The sequence below is a fragment of the Bradyrhizobium sp. S3.3.6 genome (assembly GCF_040546905.1).
Classification (GTDB): domain Bacteria; phylum Pseudomonadota; class Alphaproteobacteria; order Rhizobiales; family Xanthobacteraceae; genus Bradyrhizobium; species Bradyrhizobium cytisi.
In genome coordinates, this window is the sequence record NZ_JBEPOT010000002.1 from 223,677 (window position 1) to 243,889 (window position 20,213).

Genomic DNA, 20,213 nt, shown 5'->3' on the forward strand with positions numbered 1-20,213 from the left:
CAGTCGCCGGCCGCCTTGCGACACTCCCCTCAAAACAAGACTACATAGGGGAGAGAACGATGCCGGGTCGTCGCAAAAGCCTTGCTGCCCTTGCCATGCTTACTGCCGGAGTGCTCGTCACGACACCGGCCGTGGCAGAGAAGACATACGATCCCGGCGCCAGCGACACCGAAATCAAGATCGGCAACATCATGCCCTATAGCGGACCGGCGTCGTCCTATGGCGTGATCGGCAAGACCGAGGCCGCGTTCTTTCGGATGATCAACGATCAGGGTGGCATCAACGGCCGCAAGATCAACTTCGTCAGCTATGACGATGCCTACTCGCCGCCGAAGGCGATCGAGCAGGCGCGCAAGCTGGTCGAGAGCGACGAGGTGCTGCTGATCTTCCAGGCACTCGGCACGCCCTCGAATTCCGCGATCATGAAATACATGAACGCCAAGAAGGTGCCGCAGCTCTTCGTCGCCTCCGGCGGCACCAAGTTCGGGGACCCGAAGAACTTTCCGTGGACCATGGGCTTTCAGCCGAACTACCAGAGCGAGGGGCGGATTTACGCAAAGTACATTCGCGACAATTTCCCGAACGGTAAGATCGCGGTGTTCTGGCAGAACGACGACGCCGGCAAGGACCAGTTCAAGGGCCTGAAGGACGGGCTCGGCGACAAGGCCAGCATGATCATCGCCGACAAGGCCAGCATGATCATCGCCGACAAGTCCTATGAGGTCAGCGATCCCTCGATCGACTCGCAGATCGTCGCCTTGCATGATTCCGGTGCCGACATCTTCTTCTCATGGGCAGCGCCAAAGGGCTCGGCGCAGGCGATCCGGAAGGTCGGCGAGCTCGGCTGGAAGCCAAAGTTCTTCCTGGCCAACACCGCGACCTCGGTCGCCTCGGTCCTGAAGCCTGCCGGCCTCGACTATGCCAAGGACATCATCTCGACCGTCTATCTGAAGGATCCGACCGATCCGACCTGGGACAAGGATCCGGCCGTGATCAAATGGCGCGAATTCATGGACAAATATTACCCTGACGGCGACAAGGCCAATTCCAACAACATCTACGGATACGTGCAGGCCGAGGCGATGGCGCAGGTCCTGAAACAGTGCGGCGACACGCTCACGCGCGACAACGTCATGAAGCAGGCGGCCAACCTGAAGAACTTCCACACCGACCTGATGCTGCCCGGCATCATGGTGAATACCTCGCCGGACGATTATTTCCCGATCGAGCAGATGCAGCTGATGCGCTTCAACGGGCAAGCCTGGGAGCTGTTCGGCGACGTCATCACCGGCGAGGTCGGTCACGAACGCAGCCAGTAGTCAGGGTCGGGCGTTGCGCGGTCGAAGCGTGGCGACGGTCATGCCGATTGCGCCGCGACGAGGCGTTCCGGGGCCAAATGTTGCCCGAGGAAATCGCGGGCCTGGGTCTGGTAGCCGAAACGCTCGGCAAGCTCGGAGCGGCGCGCGCGGATTCGGCCACGACATTCCTCCTGCCGCGCCAGCACGCGGGTGACGGAGGTCACGATCGACTCGGTCGCAAACGGATCGAAGTAATCGGCGAGCTCGCCCGCGACCTCGCGGAACACGGCTATGTCGGAGCAGAGCACGGGCGTGTTCGCAGCCAGCGCCTCGATGATCGGCACGCCAAAACCTTCGGCGAAGCTCGGCATGATCAGGCCATGCGCGTCCGCGATCAAAGCGGCCTTCTCGTGCTCGTCGACATAGCCGGCGAAACGAATGTTTGGCGGAAGGTTGCGCATCCGGCTGATCTGGCCGGCCAGGCCGATCACCACCAGATCGGCCTGGGGGATGTTGCGGAACGCGCGAATGACGGTGGCGACGTTCTTGCGCGGCTCGTTCGAGACGATGACGACAAAGCTCGGCCGCCCCGGACGCCCCGACGGGGCTGGGAGGTGCAGGACATCCGGGGCGTCGAACCGGGTGCGGGGATACACGACCCGCGCCGGCAGGTGCGCAAATTGCGGTAACAGATCCCTGAACCGCATCATGCTATAGTTTGAAACGAAGGCGAGCTCGTCGGCCTGACGCAGGCTGGTGAGCAGCCGTGACAGGAACAGCCGCGTTGCGACGTCGCTGAGCTTGAGATCGGTGAGCGGCAGCAGATCGTGCACGACGCAGATCACCTTGGCATCCGGCCTGCGTTTCACCGACACCCGTGTCGGCGTGTCGATGACGATGACGTCATAATTGCGCGCGTCGATCCGTGGCGGCGGCAGCAGGAAGAAGGCCGAGGAGTCCTGATAGCTGTAGAATCCGGGCTCGAGCTGGAAGTCGCGGAACAGCTCGAGGTGGCGCAGATCCGGCGGGATGTATTCGAGCGCCGCAGTGCTGTTCTCGATCAGCCGCGCGTGCAGGCCGCGCAGGCCGATCGCACGCAGGAAGCAGGCGATATAGTCCAACGACACCGACATGGTGGCCTTGTGGCGGACCCAGTCGAGCGTGCGCCGCAAGCCGCTGCGCGTCGCCGGCTCGCTCATGTTGATCTCGTCGAGGAATCGATAGAGCGCCAGGAGCTCGATATTGCGCGACTGCGTCGGGAACAGCTTTGTGCGCCGCTCGCGCCGGCGCAGCTTGCGGTAACGCCGCGTGGTCTCGACCAGCAGGGTGAGATCATGGCCTTCGGCTGCGAGCGAGCGCATCAATTCGCGGGTGAAATGGAAGATGCCGCGCTTGTGGTTGGGCTCGCCGAGCGCCTCGGACACGACAAGGATGTTCTGTTTCATGCGCGTTGCTCGCGGAGCTCGAAGGAAAAGGGCGACGGTGGCTCGACCGCGACGGTCGAGGCGATGCGGCCGTGGTCGAGATTGATGATGCTGGTGCAGGTGCGGCGCAGCAGCGGCTGGTCGTGCGAGGCGATGATCACGATCGCGGCCTGCGAGACCAGGTTCTGCAGCCGCCGCTCGGCCTTCCCGGCAAAATGCTCGTCGACCACGCTCAGCCATTCGTCGAGCAGGAGGATGTCGGCCGGAAAGGCGGTCGCGGTCGCGAACAGCACGCGCATCAGCATGCCCGAGGAGAACATCCGCAACGGCAGCCGCTGCATGCGCTCTTCGAGCTCGGTGAAGGCCCAGATCTCATCGAGCACGGCGCGTGTCGGCTTGCGGCCGCTGATCCGCAGCAACAGGGCGATGTTGTCCTCGGCGATGAAGTCGAGGTTCACGCCGGCATTGAGGCCGAGCAGGGGCACGACATTGCCGCTGACCGCGACGCGGCCGCTGCTCGGCGGATAAACCCCGGCGATCAGCCGCAGCAGCGTCGACTTGCCGGAGCCGTTGGGGCCGGCAAGCCCGATGCGCACGCCGGCCTCGGCTTCGATCGTGACATTGTCGACCGCGCGGATGATCCGCGTCTCGCCCTTCTCGCGGATGAGGTGGCCGAGCAGGCGCCGCTTCAGCGAGAAGTCGTAGGCACCGTAGAGGGGATAATCGAGACAGACATTGTGCAGGTTGATCGAGGCCATCGGTCAGATCCAGAACGCGGCTTTGCGCAGATGGACCAGCGTCAGCACGCTCGCACCGAGCAGCAGCGCCAGCGCCACCAGGACATAGATGATGCTGGTCGCATCGACATGGCCGCCGGCCAGCGGCTCGCGCCACACCGCGAACAGATGGGTCAGCGGATTGAGCCGCATCACGGTGGAGCGGTGATTGATCATGTCGGCGGACCAGATCACGGGCGAGGCGAGGAAGGCGAGCATCAGCGTCGATTCGATGATCGGCTTGAGGTCGCGATACCGCGTCGCCAGCGCGCCGAGGACGAGGCTCAGGCCGAAGGTGCAGATCACGAACAGCGACAGGCCCGGGAGCGCTGCGAGCGCGCCGGAGAGATCGTGCGGCGTCAGCAGCAGCCACAGCAGGAGCGGGACGCAGGCATTGTGCAGGGCGAACAGCCCCTGGCGGAACGTGCATTGCAGAAGGAAGATCACCGGCGGCAGCGCCCGGTCACGGATCAGGCTCGCGGAGTTCTGCAGCGCCGTGGTCGCATCGAGCACCACGCTGTTGAGAAAGGTCCAGGCCGTCATCGACAGGGCCAGCATCGGCAGCCGCGCCAGCATGTCGGCGTTCGACATCTGGCCGATCACCGAGCCGAGCACGGCGACCACGATCGCCATCTGCAGCGACATCCAGAACGGACCGAGCAGCGAGCGCACATAGCGGTGGCGCATGTCGGACCAGGCCAGCGCTGCAGCGATCCGCAAGCTGTCGAGCCAGCCCGTTGGCTGCGGCGCCTCGGCGACGGGCGCGGCATCGCCGCAGGGGGCGGTGACGGCCGCGCGGTAGACGGATTCCATGCCTTCCCTGAAGGCGGTGGCGGAATAGCGGCTCACGGCGCGGGTCCGGGCCGAAAGCCCCATGCGGCGGCGGCGCTCGGGATCGCTGATCAGTGCGTCGATGGCTTCACCGAGTTTCTCGGTGTCGCCCGGCGGCACGGTGATCGCCTCCATGCCGTGACGGGCAACACGCGGCACCGCCGTGTCGAGCGCGGTGTTCACAACGGGGCGGCCGGCGGCCATGGCTTCGAGCTGGGAGAGGCCGAAGGTCTCGGCATTGGTGACGGACGGCATCACGAAGACGTCGGCCAGGCACATCAGCTTGATGCGCTCGCAGTCACTGACGGAGCCGAGCAGGCGAACGCGGTCGCCGAGGCCAAGCTCGGCGATCAGCTGCTCGAGCCGGGGCCGCTCGGCACCTTCGCCGATGATCCAGGCCTCGAACTTACGGTTGACGGCTGCGCGGATCAGCACGTCATAGCCCTTGTAGGGCACGAGCCGGCCACAGGCGAGCACGAGGCGGCCGCGATCGTTGACGTGGTGTGGCTCGATCTTCGGCCAGTCATAGACACTGGTGTCGATGCCGAACGGCACGACATGGCATTTGTCTTCGAATTCCCGCAGCAGCGGCGTCTCGTCGACCAGGACGCGGTCGGAGACGATGATCGACTTGGCGCGGCGCAGCGTCCGCCGCATCAGGGGCTCGATGAGCCAGCGCAGACCCGAATGGGTGATGATGTCGGCATGCCAGTGCACGACCAGCGGCCGGTTGCGCCCGAAGCCGAGGGCGAAGACGAGGTCGGCGAGCGGGAAGGGCGCATGCAGCGCCAGCAGATCGTGCTCGGCGATCTTCTGCCACAGCCGCCAGGGATAGGCGGGCGCGGCCGGCAGCGACATCACATTGCCGAACGAGCGGACACGCTCGACTGGCACGTCGTTGACGATGATCGCGCGCCGGTCGGCCGATTGCGAGCAGGTCAGCACGGCGGAGGCGAAGGTGTCCTTCAGGCTGGCGCAGATGTCACGGATCACCGTGAGCGTGCCGCCAAACAGGTCGGGATAGTAGATCTTGAAGATGTGCAGCACCGACGGACGGCGCGGGGTGTCGCTTGTGTGATGCATGATGGCGTCAGCCCGCGAGCAGTGCTGCGACGAACGGTGCGGCCAGCACCGAGATGAAGATCACGCCGCGCAGCAGCGCCGGCAGCAGCGGCTCGATCGCGCCGGCCCGGCTCCGGTCGGGAAACGGCACAGCACGCAGTGAGCTGGAATTGCGGACCAAGCGGTCAGCCATGGTGTTGTCCCTTTACCTCGCGCCCTCAGTGAGGTTCCGTATATGTGGGAAAATTTACCACGTCAATCGCGAAACTGAAAGATGTGGGATTGTGTCCCACGTATGGCGCGGGTACAATTCAGACATGAATGCCAGGTCCGGGCCTAAAGCGGCGGCTCCAGAGCCGAATGCCGCAGCAAAGCTGCACGCGCCGCTGGCGCGGCTGCTGCGCCCGCTCGTGCGGCTCTGTATCCGCACTGGCATGACCTTTCCGGCACTGGCGCAGCTGCTCCGCGAGCTCTTCGTCAACGTCGCCGAGCATGATTTCGCGCTCGAGGGCAAGGAGCAGACCGACAGCCGCGTCAGCCTGCTCACCGGCATCCACCGCAAGGAGGTGGCGCGGCTGCGCGGCGCCGGCGCACCGGTGCACGAGACGCCGGCGGCGCTGTCGTTGACGAGCGCGGTGATCGCGCGCTGGCTCGCCGCGCCTGAGTTCACCGATGCGAGAGGCGAGCCGCTGGCCTTGCCGCGCACGGCCGAGGGCGATGCGCCGTCATTCGAGCAGCTCGTCGCCTCCGTCACCAAGGACGTGCGCCCGCGCGCAGTGCTCGACGAATGGGTCGACCGCCAGCTCGTCACCATCAATGCGGCCGACGAGATCGAGCTTGTGGAGGCGGCTTTCGTCCCGAGTGGCGCGGACGACAGCAAGTGGCACTATCTCGGCCGCAATCTGCACGACCATATTGCGGCCGCCGCCGAGAACGTATCGGGGCCGGCGCCGCGCTTCCTCGAGCGCGCGGTGCATTACAACAACATCTCGCCGAAGCTTGCGAGGCGCCTCGAGGCACGCTCGCGCGAGCTCGCGATGGATGCGCTGAAAACCGCCAACCGCGAGGCCAATCGCGCGCTTGCCAAGGACAAGGGCGGCGACGCGCGCTGGAACTTCGGCATCTACATCTACAGCGAAGACGCCGACGAGGATGGCGAGGCCAAGGACGTCAGCAAGGAAAACGGCAAGGATAATGGCAAAGAGGGCAGCTCCTGATGAGCCGGCCGCCGCTGATCTCGCGCCGACTGCTGCTGACCGGATTCTGGCTCGCCGGAACGGTGATCGCGCGTGCGCAGGTCAAGCGCGGCACGGATCAAGGCATCGGCGGCACCGGAATCACGCGCGGTGACGATCATGGCATCGGCGGCACCGGCATCGTCGGCGTGATCCAGCGTTTCGGCAGCATCTACGTCAATGGCGAGCGGGTCACCTATGCGAGCGACGTGTCGGTGCGCATCGACGGCGAGGCGGCGAGCCCGAAGGCGCTGCGCATCGGCCAGCTCGCCCGCGTGGTCGCGACGCGGCAGGCCGACGGCACGCTCGTCACGCGCAACATCGCGATCGCAAGCGAGGTCTCCGGGCCGATCGAGCAGGTCAAGGGCAATGAGCTGACGGTGTTGGGCCAGAAGGTCGTCGCGGGCAGCAAGGAGAGCAAGCTCCGCGCCGGCACGCAGGTCGCCGTCTACGGCCTGCGCCGGACCGACGGCGTGATCGTTGCAAGCCTGGTCGAGCCTCGGAAGGACGCAGCCGAACGCGTCACGGGCCTGGTCGAGCGCGGGCCCGACGGGCTGCGTATTGGCGGGTTGAAGCTGAGCGGCGTCGATCCCTTGCTGGTCGGCCAGCGCGTCCAGATCGAGGGCAGCGCGAGCCAGGGCGCGATGCAGGCTGCGCGCACGCGCATCGACGATTTCTCGGATCTCGTCGGCGCAAGCCGGCTCTCGATCGAGGCCTATGTGCAGCGTGCGGGCTCCAGCCTGCAGCTCGGCTCCGGCTTGGTGGCCCGCGACAGCTCACGCTTCGGGCCGGCCGCCGGTGAAGCGCGCATGGTCGTCAATGGCGTGTTCGATCGCTCGCGCGGCTTGCAGGTCGAATCGACGCAAGCGATCGGCCCGGGACCGGGCACGCCTCAGCCAGGCGGCGGCAGTCCCGGCCGGTCACCCGGCGGCTCGATCATGCATCCGGACCGCGGCACGCCGAACCCGGGTAACAGCCGGCCGGGCGGACCAGCTGCGCCCGGATCTAATCCTGGTGCAAACCCAGGCCCCGCGCCAACAGGACCGAGCGGCCCGTCAGGCCCCGGCGGTATGGGCTCGCCCGGTGGGCCGATGGGCCCCGGTGGCGGAATGGGTGGTGGCGGCTTAGGCGGTCCCGGCGGCGGGATGGGCGGCGGCCGGCGCTAGGGATGAAAATAAGAGGGCCCTAACGCGCCCTCGATAGAAAGGAGCGCAGACGGTCGTGACGCGGATCATCAAGGACCTCGGCCGGTGCACCGCTTTCGACGATCCGACCCTTGTCCAGAAACCAGACTGTGTCCGCGACTTCGCGCGCAAAACCGATCTCGTGCGTGACGACAACCATCGTCATGCCATCCCGCGCCAGCGTCCTCATCACCCGCAGCACCTCGTTGACCATTTCCGGGTCGAGCGCGCTGGTCGGCTCGTCGAAAAGCATGACGTCCGGATCCATCGCGAGCGCGCGCGCGATCGCGACGCGTTGCCGCTGTCCGCCGGACAGGCGCGACGGCAAGGCGTCGGCCTTGTCTGCCAGGCCGACGCGGTCAAGCTCGCTCATGGCGCGGTCTCTGGCCGCAGCCTTGCGCATCTTTCGGAGGCGTTCCAGCCCCAGCGTGATGTTGCCGAGGACAGTGAGATGCGGAAACAGGTTGAACGCCTGGAATACGAAGCCGACGCGCTGACGCAAACGGTTGATATCGACACCACGCCCGGCGACGTCCGCTCCCTCGAACAGCACTTGTCCGCCTTGAATGGCTTCCAGGCGCGTCACCGCACGAATGAGCGTCGATTTGCCGGAGCCCGATGAACCGAGCAGTGTGACGACCTCGCCGCGTTTCACCTCGCCCGTCACGCCGGCCAGGACCTGGTGCTGGCCAAACCATTTTTCGACGGACTCGAAGCGGATCATGGCTGCCCTCATGCCGGCTGGGCGCCGAGCCCACCGCGTTCGGCGGTCAGCCGCCGTTCCAGCCAGCGGGCCGCCGATGTCAGGGTGAAGCAAAGCGTGAAATAGGTCAGCGCAAGCAAGCCATACACCTCGAACGGTTGCGTCATGAGCTGGTTGTTGACCTGGCTTGCCGCAAAGGTCACCTCGTTGGCGCTGATGACGTAGCCGAGCGAGGTCTCCTTGATCGTGGAGACGAACTGGCTGACCAGGCTTGGCATCATGTTGTGCAGGACTTGCGGCAGGATGATCTTGAAGGTGGTCGGAAAGTAGCCGAGGCCCAGGGCCTTTGCCGCCTCAACCTGGCCTTTCGGCAGGCCTTCGATCCCGGCCCGGATAATTTCCGACAGATAGCTCGCCTCGTAGACGATAAGTGCGAAGAGCAGCGTCTCGACGCCTCCGACCGTGTGTCCAATCAACAGCGGCAGCGCGAAATAGGTCCAGAAGATGAACATGATCAGCGGCAGGCCGCGCACGATGTAAACCACGGCGGTGGCCGGTCCGCGAAGCCAGCGACGCGCACTGAGACGCGCCAGCGCGAGCGCAATCGCGACGGGAAAGCTGAGAGATAAACCAGCCGCGGCGAGGAGCAGCGTCATGGCGAGGCCACCGACGGGGCCGTGCGGATATTGCCCGATCAGAAACAGAAGCCAGTTGTCCTCGAGGATCTCCAGCATCAGCGGATCTCGAGTTTCAGCCGCCGATCAGCGAAGCTGCCGAGCGCCATGATCGCGAAGGAGATCGCTAGATAAAGGATGGTTGCGACAGCAAACGCCTCGAACGTCTTGAACGTGTAGCTGTCGACCTCACGCGTGCGATAGGTCAGCTCGCCGACGCCGATCGCCATGGCGAGGCTGGTGTTCTTGAACAGAAGCAGGGTCTGGTTGATCAGCGGCGGGATCACGATGCGCAGCGCCTGCGGCAGGATCACGTAGCTCATCGCCTGGAGGTAGTTGAACCCGATCGAGCGCGCGGCCTCGTATTGCGTCTTCGGGATCGAGCGAATTCCACTGCGCAAATCCTCGGTGATATAGGCCGCGCTGGCGAGGCCCAGCGCCACCATCGCGAGAAGAAACTCGCTGTGGTGGCTGTTGACCCACATGCGGATGGCGCGAGGCAACAGTTGAGGGACGCCGAAATACCAGACCAGGATCTGAACCAGCAGCGGAACGTTGCGATGATATTCGACGTAACCCGCGACCAGCCATTCGAGCGGCCTGAACGGAAGCATGCGGACCAGCGTCAGGATGATCCCGATCGTCATTCCGAGCAGCCAGGCCGCTACGGTCAGCGCGATCGTCGTCGCCAGTCCCCAGATGAACCAGTCCAGATATTGGCCGGTCAGGACTGCGGCCGGGTCGAAGACATAGCCCATCGTAAGATCATGCACTCCGGATGTTCAGTTTCGCGCTCGATGTGAGGGGATCAGCCCTTGATCTCCTCGATTTTGAAATCCCGCTTCATGTCATAGACGGTTCCCGGCCCGAACCACTTAGCAAAAATCTTGCCGGCTTCTCCCGATGCATCCAGATCGGCCAGCACCTTGTTGACCTGATCCTTGAAAGCCGCTTCGCCCTTGCGGACGCCGAGCCCCCAAGGTTCGAGGAAGACCGATTTCTCGACGATCGACATCGGCGAGGACGCCTGCGCCTGTTTGCGGAGCTTCACCAGGATCAGCTCCGAGGCGCAAAAGCCATCGACCTTTCCCTGAACGACCGCAAGAAAGGCCGAGGATGAATCCTGAAAAGTCACAGTTTCTGCCGTTGGTATGACACGCCTGACGCCCTGTTCCGAGGACGATCCCTTGAGGGCGCTAACCCGCTTGCCGGAGAGCTGATCGAGCGTCGCGATGCCGGAATCGGCAGACACCAGCACCTTCTGCTCGCTGACAAAGTACGAATAGCTGTAGTCGATCTGTTGCGCGCGTTCCTTCGACCAGCCGAGATTGGCCGCGAGGATGTCGACCCGGCCCTGTATCAGCTCGGGGATACGTGCCTCAACGGCCATCGGCTTGATCTCGAGCGCGACACCGAGCGACTCCGCGACCTTGCGGCAGATGTCGATGTCGTAACCGACGATTTCACGCGTCTTCGGATCCTGGAAGCTGAACGGCTCGGCCGTGCCGAGCGTTCCACAGACCAGCTTGCTGCGGGCCTTCACATCGGCAAGCTCGTCGGCCTTTGCGGCGCCGACGACCCCGGTGATCAACAGGAGTCCGGCGGTGGCGATCTGGAACAATCTCATGGCTGTTTCCTTCATCCTTCTGCAACTAGCGCAAGGCCGCACAGATTCGCGCCAGCCGTGTGCAGGCTTCCTCGATCTTCGGCAATGAGGTCGCGATGGACATGCGCAGATAGGATGACATGCCATAGGCCGTGCCATCGATCACTGCGACGCCGGCGGCATCGAGGAAGTGCATGACGACGTCCAGATCGGTCTTCAGGGTCTTGCCTTCGGACGTGGTCTTCCCGATCAGGCCGGCGCAAGACGGAAACACATAAAAGGCGCCGTCGGGCGGAAGGCAAGAAAGGCCGGGAATGCCGTTCAGCAAGGCGACCGCACGATCGCGGCGAAGGCGATACATCTCGCGGGCCTCAGTGACAAAACCCTGATCGCCTTCGAGCGCTGCGGTCGCCGCCGCCTGGCTGATCGCGGACGTGCAGGACGTCGACTGCGACTGGATCGTGTTCATGGCGGCGATGAGCTCTGCGGGCCCCGCGCCGTAGCCAAGCCGGAAGCCAGTCATGGCATAGGTCTTGGAGACGCCGTTGACCAGCAGAGTCCGTACCCTCAGCCGAGGCTCGGCGGCAACGATGCATGGAGTTGCCCCGCCGTCGAAGCGGATGTGCTCGTAAATGTCGTCGGTCATGACCGCGACATGGGGATGCCGCAGCAGCACATCGGCGAGCGCGCCGATCTCGGCGGCGGAATAGAACGCGCCCGTGGGATTGCACGGAGAGTTCAGAATGAGCCAGCGCGTTTTGGGCGTGATCGCTGTTTCCAGAGCCTCGGCCGACAGCCTGAAGCCCGCGTTCTCGCCGCAGCTCACGGTCACCGGCGTTCCGTCGCAGGCCTCGACCATGTCGGGGTACGAGACCCAATAGGGTGCGGGGATGATCACCTCATCTCCAGCTCCGAGGGTGGCGGCGAGTGCGTTGTAGATGACTTGCTTGGCGCCGCCGCCGACGGAGATCTCGTTCATGGCATAGCGAACGCCGTTCTCGCGGGCGAGCTTTTCGATGATCGCCTTGCGCAGTGTCGGCGTTCCGTTGACTGGCGTGTAGCGCGTCTCTCCCGCTTCGAGCGCGGCCGCAGCCGCTTCGCGGATATGCTTCGGCGTATCGAGATCAGGCTCGCCGGCCGTGAGATCGATGACGTCGCGTCCCTCGGCCTGGAGCTGGCGGACCCGATCCCGCGCGACCATGCTTGGCGATGGTTTGATCCGTTGAACCCTCGGGGCGAGGGCGATGGCACCAGCGCGGCTCATGACGTTGCGCCTTGGGCAGGAGCGTTGCCGGTGCCGATATAGGAATTGTCGACGCGGCCTTCTCTGATGGCCGCCAGTGCGCCGGCCTCGCGCACTTCCTGCTGTCTGACTCGGTCGAGTAGCTCCGGGGCAACGGATCGGTCGAAGGCCACGACACCATCCTCGTCGCCGAGAATGACATCGCCCGGCATCACCACCATGCCGTCGATCGAGACCGGCACGTTGATCTCTCCGGGGCCTGATTTGTAGGGACCGCGATGTGTGACACCGCGCGCGAAGCAGGGAAAGCCAGCTTCGGCGAACGCAGCGACGTCGCGAACGGCGCCGTCGATGACGAAGCCGGCGACTCCCATCGCCTTCGCGCGTGTCATCATGATCTCACCGACCAGGGCCTGGTTGAGATCGCCGCCGCCATCGACCACGAGCACGTCGCCTGGCCGGAGCAGCTCATAAGCCTTGTGCAGCATGAAATTGTCGCCGGCACGAGTCTTGACGGTGATCGCGGTGCCGATCAGGTGCCCGTTGCCATGGAACGGGCGGAGCGTTCGGGTGCCGTGCAGCCGGTTCATGTTGTCAGATACGATCGCGACCTGCGCCGCCGCAAAGTCGGCGATGATTGCAGGCGGGACCGAGGGCGGTGAGGGAAGCAGTCGATGACCGGGCAGGAGCATATGGGCAAAACCGATGGGCTGTGCGCTAGAGCGCAGATTTCGCTTGAAGCCTGCCGTGTGGTGGGCTTGAAGAAAAGTGAATATTTTTCTACGTCTGAGATCGCTTTTTTCGATTGATGGGCATTGATGCCATGGTGAGTCTGACACTGAAGCAGGTCGAAGCGTTTTACTGGATCGCCGAATTGGGCGGGGTGGTTGGCGCCGCGGAGCGGCTGAACCTGGCGCAATCGACTATCTCCAAGCGCATCGCCGAATTGGAAGCAACGGTCGGGAGCGCGCTGTTCGATCGCAACAGTCGAAAGATCAGCCTGACGCGCAGCGGCGAAAATCTGATCGAGCTCGCCGCTGAGCTGTTGGAGCTCGAGGCGCGAATGCGCCAGGTCGCGGCAGGCCCGCTGGCTTTCAGTGGTGCTTTCCGATTCGGCGTCACCGAACTCGTGGCGCTGACCTGGCTCCCCAAGCTGATTGTGGCCATGAAGGAAGCCTATCCGGCGGTCATTCCAGAGCCCGAAGTGGAGTCCAGCGTTGTGCTGCTCGACAAGCTCGCCGATCGTCGCCTGGATCTCGTGATTGGTCTTGATCCGCCGGCCAGTGCCGACTTCAACGCACTGCCTCTCGACAGCGTTACGCTGCAATGGATGTCGGCGCCCGGCGTCGGCCCCAAGGCCGATGAGGCGGCGCTGGAGGAGATCGCCCGCTACCCGATCCTCACCCAGGGGGAAGGATCAGGCTTGCAGAAGCTCGTTCTGGATTGGCTGGGCGTGAGCGGCATCAAGCTCAATCGCGTCGTCAAGTGCAACAGCCTGAGTGTCCTCTCGGCGCTTGCCGTGGCGGGGCTCGGCATCACCTTTCTCACCGAGCAGTATTTCCGGCATGAGATCGAGATCGGTCTCTTGCGCACGATCAGGACGTCGCCGGCCATCCCGCAGATCAGATATTTTGCCGTGACGCGTGCGGACGCCGTCGATCCGCTGGCCGGGCAGATCGCGCGGATTGCGCGTGAATGCTGCGACTTCTCGCTTCGAGGCTTGTCGGCGCGGCGTGTCCGAGGGGCCTAGCCCGCGCTGAGACGCACGCCGGCGCGCAAAAACTTCTGCGGATCGACAGCTTCGCCATCGATGCGGGTTTCGTAGTGTAGATGCGGGCCGGTGGAACGTCCCGTCGAGCCGACGAGGCCGATGACCTGGCCGATCTTCACGATCTCACCGACCTTGACGTTGATCTCGGAGAGATGGCCGTAGCGGGTCGACAGCCCGTTGCCGTGATCGACCTCGACCATGCGGCCATAACCGCCGGACCAGCCGGCCGAGACCACCTTGCCGTTGGCCGTGACGCGCGCCGGATCGCCGGTCGCGGCACGGAAATCGAGGCCGGTATGCATTGCGGGCCGGCCGAGGAAGGGATCGCTGCGCACGCCGAAGCCGGAGGTGAATTCGACCTCGCCGACGACCGGCTTGCGATAGGGCACCTGCGCCAGGGTGCGATTGAGCCGGTCCATGTCGGCGCGGGTGACGTTGATGCGATAGAGCTGCTTCTCGAAGGGACCTGCGTTCGCGGTGAGCTTCACCGGCACGAACGGACCGCCCATCGCGGCGCGCGGCACGGCGGCCTCGAGATTGGCGAGGTTCAGGCCGAGGTCGCTGACCACGCCGCGCATCCGCCGCATCCGCGAATCCATGCCTTCCTCGACGGCGCTGAGCGCCGCAACCTGGCGGCGCTCGACCTGATCGAGCGAGTTCGTCAGCCGGACCAGGACATTGTCGAAGCCCTGATTCTTGGCGAATTGATTGATCGGCGGGGCGATCACGGCCGGCGCACGCGATTCGAGCCGGGCTTCGCGGTCAGGCGGCGCTACGAAGATCACGGTGTCGCTGATTGGCGACGGTTTGGGTGTGCCTTGCGTCGTCGTCTGGTTCGCGTCGCCACGCTGCGACGCCGCGCGCGGGATTGACCCGGTGACATCAGGCATGGCGCCCAGCGCCGTGGCCCTGGACTCCAGCGCCGTCTGGCGCTTCATGATCTGGTCGAGCTTCTGGTCGAACTGCTCCTGGTCGAGCAATTGCCGACTGGTGGTACGGTCGACCTTGGCGCGCAGCTCGGCGATGCGGTCCTCATAGGCGTATTGCATCTCGGCCTGACGGGCGATCAGCCGGGTCAGGACGTCGTCGCGGAAGGCGAAATAGGTGGCGGTCGCCGCTGACCACAGCCCCAGCAGCACGACGGTGCCGACCACGATCCAGAACACGACAGGTCCGAGGCGAACCTGCTTGCCGTGATGCAGGATCGTGTAGGCGTCGTCGGCATCGGGCAGGGGAATCGCAGCGGCCGCCGGGGCAGCACGGCGATGGAAGGCGCGTCCGTGGTCGTGGGGGTGATGATGAGGGTACTGCGAATGTTGGGCAGAACTTTTCGACATCGGCACTCCCGCGCCGATCGGAACGGTTCCTTGCGGCTCAATTGCCGCAGCAATCTGGGCCAGTCATGGTTAATTTTTCGGAAACGGGAACGCTCGATTTTAACGGGCTGGTTAAAGACTTCTTGCAGCTAGCAGCACCTCGTCCGCATGTCCGTCGACCCGGACATTGCGCCAGATCCTGGCCACCTTGCCGTCGGATCCAATCAGCACCGTGGTGCGAAGAATCCCGAGGAAGCTCTTGCCGTACATGGATTTTTCGCCCCACGCGCCATACGCCTCCAGCATCTCATGCTGCTCGTCCGAGATCAGGGGGATGCCGAGGCTGTGCTTGTCGCGGAACTTCTCCTGGGCCTTTAACGGATCGGCCGAAATGCCGAGAACGGCGGTGCCGGCAGCGGTAAAGGCGTCCTTGAGCCGGGTGAAGTCGATCGCCTCGCGGGTGCAGCCCGGTGTGTCGGCGCGAGGGTAGAAGAACAGGACGAGCTTCTGGCCGGCATAGTCCGACAGGGTGACGACGTTGCCGCCGTCGCGCGGCAGGCGGAAGGCCGGCGCCTTCTGGCCCTCGGCCAAGGACTTTGCTGACAGGGACTTTGCTGACAGGGACTTTGCTGACAGGGACCTTGCTGACAACGACTTTGCTGAAACGGCCGACGCCGACGCGGCGGGCTTAGAGGTTTTTTCAGAAGATTTTAACCGTTTCGATGCGGCCTTATGCGATGCTGCCTTGGCGCCTGCTTTGCTTAATTTGCTTGCCGATGTCGGATGTGTTTTCGCGCCACGTGTTTGCGTCGACGCCCGTGTTTTCTGGGTCTTCTTTTTAGCGGTCGGACTGCCGGAGGGCGTTTTGGGCGATTTCTTTCGGGATTTCTTGGACATACGCCTTCCTTTCGTCGCTTTCGACGGGTCAACCAAAGCGGTATTGCAGCTCTCGTCCGGTATGCCGGATTCGCGCCCTCGGCTGGGCAATTTTGGCGGCGACGGAGTATGGTTACAAGGAATTCCACGCACCACCCCACTGCTCGTTGAACGCGCTCCCGGGGCGAAATGACGAACAGCAGGAACATTCGAGGTATGGCGCCAATGCCGGGGCGGGAAGCGTCGATTCCCGTCGACGGCTGCGGTCCCGGCGGCGCTCGATCCTATGACGGGCGCCTGTATCGAGAGGCAATGGCTAGGAATACGTCGCCCCAGGATCACAATCGGGACGTCGATCGGCGCGGCGGTCATCACACGCTGCCGGAATGGGACGAGGCCGACTGGGATCAAGACCAGGAAGAGGAGGCGGGTCATCGCGCACGCCGCCTGTTGTCGCGTTCCAGTTCGCGCATCCCCGTCGGTGACGGTTTCTCAGCGTTTCGGCGGGTGCTGCCGAGCGGACGCTGGCTGCGCTGGATGGCTCTCGTCCTCGGCGCCCTGATCGTCATCTTCGTCGGCTGCTTTGGAGCGCTGTGGTGGCGCCTTGGTGCCGGTCCGATCAATCTCGACCTGGCGACGCCCTGGCTCGCCGCTGCCATCGAGGACAATATCGGCCACGGTAACACCGTGGAGGTCGGCGGCACCCAGATCGAGCGCGCCGGGCGGGTCCGGATTGCTGTGCGTATCCGCGACATCATCGTCCGCGATCACGACCATGCCATCGTCGCCAGCGCACCGAAGGCCGAGGTGCGGCTGTCGGGGGCAGCACTTCTCACCGGGCATCTGCGCGCCGAAAGCCTCAACCTCGTCGATGCCGAGCTTGCGATCCGGATCGCACCTGACGGGACCGTCACGGTGTCAGCCGGCGACACGGCGAAGCCGCTCGCAACCGGCGTCGCGTCCAAGAAGGAAGCGGGCCTGCCGCCGACATTCCCGCGCAATGGCGTTCCGCCGCCGCCGTTCGGGATGGCGCCTGCGACCCCCGACGCGTCCCTGGCCGCACCTCAGCCGGTCGCGCAGAGTGGAATTCTTCAGGGCCTCGACTGGCTCGACAGCCTGAGCTTGACCGGACTCGACGGCCAGAACCTCAACGAGATCGGTCTCAAGAACGGCAATCTGATCGTCGACGATCAGCAGCGCGGCAGCAAATGGACGTTTGAGAACATCACGCTCAGCCTGCGCCGACCGACCCATGGCGGCGTCGCGCTCAGCTTCGGCGAAGAGGGCGCGCGCCCGTGGTCGCTGCGCGCCACGATCGGACCGAGCGAGAATGGCGTACGCTCGATCGATATCCGCGCCGACAAGGTCTCGACCGCCAACATCCTGCTCGCGCTGCGCGTCAAGGACCTCACCTATACGGCCGACCTGCCTCTGACCGGCGAGCTCAAGGGTGAGCTCGGCCGCGACGGCGTGCCGACGTTCTTCCGCGGCAAGGTCACGATCGGCGCGGGCAATATCATCGACACCGACACGCCCGATTATCCGATGGCGATCGACTCGGCTGAGATCAACGTCGAGTGGGATGCGGGACGGCGGGTGCTGGTCGCACCGTTCAAGATCATCTCCGGCGCCAATCGCATGACTCTGCTCGCCCACCTCGAGCCGCCCAACGGCACCACCAACGACTGGCAGCTCGGCTTCAGCGGCGGTTCGATCCTGCTCGGTGGCATCGACAACGAGCCGCCGCTCGTCTTCAACCGTATCGCGATCGGCTTCCGCTTCGACACCGATCACAAGCGCATGCTGCTGACGCAGGCTGACATCTCCAACGGCGAGATCGGCGTCGCCGGCACCGGTGCGATCGATTATTCCGGCGAGCCGCGCCTGACGCTCGGCTTTGCGGGAACGCCGATGTCGGCCTCCGCGCTGAAGCGGATGTGGCCGACACTGGTGGTGCCCGAGTTGCGCCAATGGGTGATCGAGCGGATCGAGCGCGGCACGCTTCAACGCATCGAGGTCGGCATCAACTCGCCGACGCGGAACCTTCCGCGCAAGGGACCGCCCATTCCCGATGACGGCCTGTCGGTCAACATCGTGGCAAGCGGCGTCGCGGTTCGTCCCGTTGACGGCATGCCGATTGTGCACGACGCCGATCTGAAGGCCCACGTGACCGGACGCACCGCCACCGTGAATATCGCTCAGGGCATTGCCGACACGCCCGCGGGCCGCAAGATCACCATCTCCGACTTCACCTTCGAGGTGCCGGACATGGCGCCGAAACCCTCGCCGTCGCGGACCCGATTCCGTGTCGATGGTCCAGTGCCGGCGGCGGCCGAAATGTTGTCCAACGATCGCCTGAGCGATCTGTCGTCGACCGTCGTCGATCCCAACACGGCCAAGGGCACCTTCACGGCCAATATCCAGCTCGGCCTGCCGGTCAAGGGCGAGCTGACCAGGGCGGACACCGTCTACGCCGTCACTGCCGATCTCAACGGCTTTGCTGCCGACAAGCTGGTGATGAACCAGAAGCTCGAGGCCAACAATCTCAAGATCGTCGCCAACAACCAGGGCTACCAGGTCAAGGGCGACGTCAAGATCAACGGGCAGGCGGCCTCGCTCGACTACCGCAAGGCGACCGATGGCGATGCGGACGTCAAGCTGCAGACGACGCTGGATGACGCCGGCCGTGCGCGCCTTGGCTTCGACCTCAGTCCTGCCGTCAGCGGGTCGGTGCCGGTCAAGGTGTCGGGCAGGATTGCCGGTGGCCCTGACCAGACCACGAAGCTCGGCATCGAGGCTGACCTCACCTCGGTCAAGCTCGACAACATCCTGCCCGGCTGGGTCAAGCTGCCGGGCAAGTCGAGCAAGGCGACGTTCAAGGTGGTGCCGACGGCACAGTCGACCCGGCTCGATGACATCGTCATCGAAGGCGGCGGCGCTTCGATCAAGGGCTCGCTGGAAGTCGACCCGAACGGCGACCTCATGAATGCGAACTTCCCGATCTACGCGCCGTCCGATGGCGACAAGACGTCGCTGAAGGTGGAGCGCGGTCAGGACGGCGTGGTCCGTGGCACGATGCGCGGCGACGTCTTCGACGGCCGCGGCTTCCTGAAGTCGGCGATCTCAGGCAATTCCAAGGACGACGGCAAGAGCAAGCTGAAGAACGTCGATTTCGACATCGACGTGAAACTCGGTACGGTCGCGGGCTTCAACGGCGAGGCGATGCGCAGCGTCGATGCCAAGGTGTCGAAACGCAGCGGGGCGATCAAGGCGTTCTCGCTGAGCGGCCGGATCGGCCAGAACACGCCGGTAGCGGCGGACTTGCGCGGCGGGCGTGCGCAGGGCAGCCGCGAGGTAATCTATCTCCAGACCAATGATGCCGGATCGCTGCTGAAGTTCACCGACACCTATACCAAGGCGATCGGCGGCCAGATGGTGGTGGCGATGGAGCCGCCGACATCCGAGCCGACCACGGCGCGCGAAGGTCTCATCAACGTGCGCGACTTCACGGTGAAGGGCGAGGCGCAGCTGGAGCGCGTCGCCGCGGGCGCGCCGAACGGCACTCCGGGGGGCAGCGGCGTTTCCTTCAGCGCCTTGCGTGCCGAGTTCACCCGGCAGAACGGCGCGCTCACGGTCCGCGATGGCCTGGTCAAGGGGCCGATGATCGGCGCCACCATCGAGGGGTCGATCGATTATCCCGGCAACCAGGTGTGCATGAGCGGCACCTTCGTGCCGATGTATGGCGTGAACAACATCTTCGGCCAGATCCCGTTATTTGGCCTCTTCCTCGGCGGCGGCGACAAGGAGGGGCTGATCGGCGTCACCTACGAGGTCGTCGGCACGCCTGCGGCTCCCGTGATGCGCGTCAATCCGATCTCCGCGATGGTGCCCGGCGTGTTCCGCAAGATCTTCGAGTTCAATACCGGCAAACAGAACACGCCGTTCGACGAGCTGCCGTCGTCGCAGTCCGGCGACAGCCCGACGACCACGGCAAGGCCGCTGTCGAGCGGTTGCAAGCTCTCGCAGCGTTAAGCGCAGAAGGCCGCTTCGTCGCGGCTCAAATCATCTGTGGCCATCCTTCGAGACGCCCGCCTCCGGCGAGCCCTCAGGATGAGGTCAGGTCTTGCTGCCAGATATCGAATCCCACCATAAGCACGACCTCATCCTGAGGAGATCGCGAAGCGATCGTCTCGAAGGATAGGCCACGAATGCGG

General features: G+C 64.6%; 18 protein-coding genes. 6 read left to right on the forward strand and 12 right to left on the reverse strand.

Translation table 11 applies throughout. The annotated features are described in order from the left end of the window. Positions 1 to 59: 59 nt before the first annotated feature. The gene (locus ABID59_RS05665) at positions 60 to 1,319 is read left to right on the forward strand and encodes an ABC transporter substrate-binding protein (protein ID WP_354082718.1); all 1,260 of its coding nucleotides are present in this window, start codon (positions 60 to 62) and stop codon (positions 1,317 to 1,319) included. A 38-nt stretch (positions 1,320 to 1,357) separates the two neighbouring features. Here ABID59_RS05665 and ABID59_RS05670 read toward each other — a convergent pair whose 3' ends face one another. Genes ABID59_RS05670 through ABID59_RS05685 form a run of 4 tightly spaced genes read right to left on the reverse strand, consistent with a single transcriptional unit; the run spans position 1,358 to position 5,584 of the window. Next, positions 1,358 to 2,743 (reverse strand): glycosyltransferase family 4 protein, encoded by a 1,386-nt coding sequence (locus ABID59_RS05670; protein WP_354082719.1) that lies wholly within the window; start codon positions 2,741 to 2,743, stop codon positions 1,358 to 1,360. Further along, complete coding sequence (locus tag ABID59_RS05675) at positions 2,740 to 3,480, reverse strand: ABC transporter ATP-binding protein (RefSeq protein WP_354082721.1); 741 nt, start codon at positions 3,478 to 3,480, stop codon at positions 2,740 to 2,742. Before ABID59_RS05675 ends, ABID59_RS05670 begins: the two co-directional genes overlap by 4 nt. A gap of 3 nt (positions 3,481 to 3,483) precedes the next feature. After that, on the reverse strand, positions 3,484 to 5,412 hold the full coding sequence (locus ABID59_RS05680) for a glycosyltransferase (RefSeq protein WP_354082722.1): 1,929 nt from the start codon (positions 5,410 to 5,412) through the stop codon (positions 3,484 to 3,486). Between the two features lie 7 nt (positions 5,413 to 5,419). Then, on the reverse strand, positions 5,420 to 5,584 hold the full coding sequence (locus ABID59_RS05685) for a hypothetical protein (RefSeq protein ID WP_354082723.1): 165 nt from the start codon (positions 5,582 to 5,584) through the stop codon (positions 5,420 to 5,422). Positions 5,585 to 5,708: 124 nt separating this feature from the next. On the opposite strand from ABID59_RS05685, the gene ABID59_RS05690 reads away from it, so the two are divergent. Together ABID59_RS05690 and ABID59_RS05695 are read left to right on the forward strand one after the other, a co-directional pair. Next, positions 5,709 to 6,608: a DUF6502 family protein gene (locus ABID59_RS05690; RefSeq protein ID WP_354082724.1), complete on the forward strand. Its 900-nt coding sequence runs from the start codon at positions 5,709 to 5,711 to the stop codon at positions 6,606 to 6,608. Further along, positions 6,608 to 7,792 (forward strand): DUF5666 domain-containing protein, encoded by a 1,185-nt coding sequence (locus ABID59_RS05695; protein WP_354082725.1) that lies wholly within the window; start codon positions 6,608 to 6,610, stop codon positions 7,790 to 7,792. Before ABID59_RS05690 ends, ABID59_RS05695 begins: the two co-directional genes overlap by 1 nt. Before the next feature lie 19 nt (positions 7,793 to 7,811). Here ABID59_RS05695 and ABID59_RS05700 read toward each other — a convergent pair whose 3' ends face one another. From ABID59_RS05700 to ABID59_RS05725, 6 genes are read right to left on the reverse strand one after another with little or no spacing between them, the layout of a single operon-like run. Then, the gene (locus tag ABID59_RS05700) at positions 7,812 to 8,534 is read right to left on the reverse strand and encodes an amino acid ABC transporter ATP-binding protein (protein ID WP_354082726.1); all 723 of its coding nucleotides are present in this window, start codon (positions 8,532 to 8,534) and stop codon (positions 7,812 to 7,814) included. An 8-nt stretch (positions 8,535 to 8,542) separates the two neighbouring features. Then, positions 8,543 to 9,247, reverse strand: a complete 705-nt coding sequence (locus ABID59_RS05705) for an amino acid ABC transporter permease (RefSeq protein ID WP_354082727.1) — start codon at positions 9,245 to 9,247, stop codon at positions 8,543 to 8,545. After that, the gene (locus tag ABID59_RS05710) at positions 9,247 to 9,960 is read right to left on the reverse strand and encodes an amino acid ABC transporter permease (RefSeq protein WP_246229562.1); all 714 of its coding nucleotides are present in this window, start codon (positions 9,958 to 9,960) and stop codon (positions 9,247 to 9,249) included. Before ABID59_RS05710 ends, ABID59_RS05705 begins: the two co-directional genes overlap by 1 nt. Positions 9,961 to 9,995: 35 nt before the next feature. Next, positions 9,996 to 10,814: an ABC transporter substrate-binding protein gene (locus ABID59_RS05715; RefSeq protein WP_148748783.1), complete on the reverse strand. Its 819-nt coding sequence runs from the start codon at positions 10,812 to 10,814 to the stop codon at positions 9,996 to 9,998. Positions 10,815 to 10,839: 25 nt separating this feature from the next. Then, positions 10,840 to 12,057 carry an aspartate transaminase gene (locus tag ABID59_RS05720; protein WP_354082728.1) on the reverse strand — a complete coding sequence of 406 codons (1,218 nt, stop codon included), beginning with the start codon at positions 12,055 to 12,057 and terminating at the stop codon, positions 10,840 to 10,842. Next, positions 12,054 to 12,728 (reverse strand): RraA family protein, encoded by a 675-nt coding sequence (locus ABID59_RS05725; protein WP_354033488.1) that lies wholly within the window; start codon positions 12,726 to 12,728, stop codon positions 12,054 to 12,056. The genes ABID59_RS05720 and ABID59_RS05725 overlap by 4 nt, the downstream gene beginning before the upstream one ends. Between ABID59_RS05725 and ABID59_RS05730 the strand changes: the two genes are divergently transcribed. Continuing rightward, complete coding sequence (locus tag ABID59_RS05730) at positions 12,711 to 12,845, forward strand: hypothetical protein (protein WP_354082729.1); 135 nt, start codon at positions 12,711 to 12,713, stop codon at positions 12,843 to 12,845. The genes ABID59_RS05725 and ABID59_RS05730 overlap by 18 nt on opposite strands. 14 nt (positions 12,846 to 12,859) lie before the next feature. Further along, positions 12,860 to 13,786: a LysR family transcriptional regulator gene (locus ABID59_RS05735; RefSeq protein WP_187434578.1), complete on the forward strand. Its 927-nt coding sequence runs from the start codon at positions 12,860 to 12,862 to the stop codon at positions 13,784 to 13,786. On the opposite strand, the gene ABID59_RS05740 is transcribed toward ABID59_RS05735, so the two are convergent. Both ABID59_RS05740 and ABID59_RS05745 read right to left on the reverse strand, forming a co-directional pair. Continuing rightward, complete coding sequence (locus ABID59_RS05740; RefSeq protein ID WP_354082730.1) at positions 13,783 to 15,144, reverse strand: M23 family metallopeptidase; 1,362 nt, start codon at positions 15,142 to 15,144, stop codon at positions 13,783 to 13,785. The two genes, ABID59_RS05735 and ABID59_RS05740, sit on opposite strands and share 4 nt — an antisense overlap. A gap of 111 nt (positions 15,145 to 15,255) precedes the next feature. Further along, positions 15,256 to 16,020, reverse strand: coding sequence for a peroxiredoxin (locus ABID59_RS05745; protein ID WP_354082731.1), 765 nt, complete (start codon positions 16,018 to 16,020; stop codon positions 15,256 to 15,258). A 204-nt stretch (positions 16,021 to 16,224) separates the two neighbouring features. Between ABID59_RS05745 and ABID59_RS05750 the strand changes: the two genes are divergently transcribed. After that, entirely contained in the window at positions 16,225 to 20,031 is a 3,807-nt protein-coding gene (locus ABID59_RS05750) for a YhdP family protein (RefSeq protein WP_354083110.1), read from the forward strand. Positions 20,032 to 20,213: the final 182 nt, after the last annotated feature.